Annotated in this window: 4 protein-coding genes; 2 read left to right on the top strand and 2 right to left on the bottom strand. The window is 70.3% G+C overall.

The genetic code is table 11. The features are described from left to right. The coding region (locus tag ACRDP3_RS16405; RefSeq protein WP_431517698.1) for an NADP-dependent oxidoreductase at window positions 1-565 on the top strand (565 nt) is incomplete at its 5' end. Window positions 566-615: 50 nt separating this feature from the next. Here the strand turns inward: ACRDP3_RS16405 and ACRDP3_RS16400 are convergent. Beyond that, window positions 616-972, bottom strand: coding sequence for a VOC family protein (locus tag ACRDP3_RS16400; protein ID WP_431517697.1), 357 nt, complete (start codon window positions 970-972; stop codon window positions 616-618). A gap of 33 nt (window positions 973-1,005) precedes the next feature. Continuing rightward, window positions 1,006-1,815 (bottom strand): class I SAM-dependent methyltransferase, encoded by an 810-nt coding sequence (locus ACRDP3_RS16395; RefSeq protein ID WP_431517696.1) that lies wholly within the window; start codon window positions 1,813-1,815, stop codon window positions 1,006-1,008. 134 nt (window positions 1,816-1,949) lie between these two features. Between ACRDP3_RS16395 and ACRDP3_RS16390 the strand changes: the two genes are divergently transcribed. Continuing rightward, window positions 1,950-2,481, top strand: a 532-nt coding sequence (locus ACRDP3_RS16390; protein ID WP_431517695.1) for an AAA family ATPase, incomplete at its 3' end; no start/stop codon positions are given.

Genomic DNA, 2,481 nt, shown 5'->3' with positions numbered 1-2,481 from the left:
CTGGCAGCAGGCGGCCGGGCTGCCGCTCGCCGGACTCACCGCGTACCAGTCGCTGCAGCGGCTCGGCGTCGGCGCGGGCGACACCGTGCTCATCCACGCCGCTTCCGGCGGAGTCGGCTCGCTGGGCACCCAGATCGCCGTCGCACTCGGTGCCCGCGTCATCGGCACCGCGAGCGAACGCAACCACGACTTCCTGCGTGGCCTGGGCGCCGAACCCGTCGCCTACGGCGACGGCCTCGCCGAACGGGTACGGGCGCTGGCACCCGACGGGGTGGACGCCGCGCTCGACTTCATCGGGGACGGCATGGTCGAGGTCTCCCAGCAGGTGCTGAAGAAACCCGAACGGGTGGTGTCCATCGCCGATCACGAAGTGATCGCCAAGGGCGGCAGGTACCTGTTCGTACGACCCGACGCCGCAGGTCTCACCGCGCTCGGTGACCTCGCCGACGAGGGGAAGCTGCACGTCACCGTCGACCGGGCGCTGCCGCTCGCCGAGGCGGCCGAGGCATGGCGGCTGAGCCAGGCGGGACGTACCCGCGGCAAGCTCGTGCTCACCGTGGACTGATCGCGCAGCCGGCCGGAGCGGCCGGAGAGACCTGGTAGGCCCTGGAAGACCTACTGGCCCGCTTCCTGACGGTCGACGTACTCGAAGACGCTGCCGTCGGGATGGCGGGCCACCAGATTGCGCCCGATCGGGGTCGACTTGGGCCCGGCGAGGATCTGAGCACCCACCGCGGTCAGATCCGCGACGGCCTCGTCCACGTCCTTGACGGCCAGCGTCGCCGCGATCTTCCGCAGCACCTCCAGATGCTCCTCGGGCCCGCTCATCAGGAAGAAAGGCCCGACGGCCGCCACCGCGACCGGACCCTGCGCGAAGCGCACCGCCTCGGCGTTCGCCAGCCGTTCGTACACCGGCACCGCGGCATCCAGATCGTCGACGCAGACGCGAAGTGAAGTCCCCAGAATGTCCATGCGCACGAGCCTAGTTGGGTACCCGCGCGGTAGTCAGGCCCGGCATCGGATCTCTCCGTGCGGCACCGCGAACCAGCCGTCCTCGTCCGCTCCCCACTCCCGCCACGCCTGCGCTGCCGCGTGCAGTTGCTCCTCGATGGCGTGCCCGCCGTCCACGGCGGACCGGGCGAAAGAGGAGGCGAGCGTGCGTTCCGCCCACAGCTCGCTCCACCAGACCCGCTCGTCCCCTCCGGCGTAACACCAGGTGCTGGACGAGGCGTTGACCTCGGTGAACCCCGCCTGCCGTGCCCAGACGTGCAGTTGGCGTCCGGCGTCCGGCTCGCCCCCGTTGCCGCGGGCCACGCGGCGGTACAGCTCCCGCCACTCGGTCAGTCCGGGGATCAGCGGATACCAGAACATCGCGTCGTAGTCGCTGTCCCGCGCCGCGACGATCCCGCCCGGGGCACACACGCGGCGCATCTCGCGCAGGGCGCGCACCGGGTCGCCGACGTGCTGGAGGACCTGATGGGCGTGGACGACGTCGAAGGAGTCGTCCTCGTAGCCGAGCGCGTGCACGTCCGCGGTCTCGAACATGACGTTGTCCAGGCCGCGTTCGGCCGCCGTGGCCCGCGCCTGGTCCAGCACGCCCGGCTCGGCGTCCACCCCTGTGACGTGACCTTCCGGTACGAGCGCGGCGAGGTCGGCGGTGATGGTGCCGGGGCCGCACCCGATGTCGAGCACGCGCATGTGCGGCCGCAGATCGCCGAGCAGATACCCGGCGGAGTTGGCGGCGGTGCGCCAGGTGTGCGAGCGCAGCACGGACGGATGGTGGCCGTGCGTGTAGGTGGCGGTCTCTTCCGGCATGACGCCAGGTTACGTGAGCGGTCCACATGGTGAGCAAGTGCCGCTCACCATGTGAGCCACCTCTGAGTAAAGTAGGAACCACACATACTTTGCTGCGCTCATACTTTGCTTCCCGCCTACCTGTGGAGGTGGCCATGGGATTCACCGGCCGCGGTCTCGAGCTGCGCATTCTCGACGGCTGGCTGGACAAGGTTCGCGCACAGAGCAGCGCGAGCAGGGGACAGGCCCTGGTCGTCAAGGGCCGACGGCGGGTGGGCAAGACCCGGCTGGTGCAGGAGCTCTGCGCCCGCTCCGGGGTCCCTTACGTCTTCTTCCAGGCCACCCGCAGCCAGCCCGCGCCGATGGCTCGGCGGGCCTTCTTCGACGTGGTGGCCGAAGCCGATGGTCTGGGAGATCACGGCCACGCCCTGGCGCACGTCACCCCTCCCGAGGACTGGGTACGCACACTGGCGGCGCTGGCCGGATCACTGCCGGACAAGCCCGTGATCGTCGTGCTCGACGAGGTCCCGTGGCTGGCGGAAGCCGATCCCCATTTCGACGCCGCCCTGAAGACCGCCTGGGACATGCACCTGTCGGCCAAGCCGGTGCTGCTCCTGCTGCTGGGCTCGGACCTGGCGATGATGGACCGGCTGACCTCGTACGACCATCCCTTCTACGGGCGGGCCG

Source organism: Streptomyces sp. (assembly GCF_050698815.1).
Taxonomy (GTDB): Bacteria; Actinomycetota; Actinomycetes; order Streptomycetales; family Streptomycetaceae; genus Streptomyces.
Note: the sequence above shows the minus strand (reverse complement) of the source record. Positions and strands in the feature narration are given on the sequence as shown.

Coding starts and splice junctions, on each gene's coding strand:
- ACRDP3_RS16400 (WP_431517697.1), bottom strand. CDS start 972: ATGGACATTCTGGGGACTTCACTTCGCGTCTGCGTCGACGATCTGGAT.
- ACRDP3_RS16395 (WP_431517696.1), bottom strand. CDS start 1,815: ATGCCGGAAGAGACCGCCACCTACACGCACGGCCACCATCCGTCCGTG.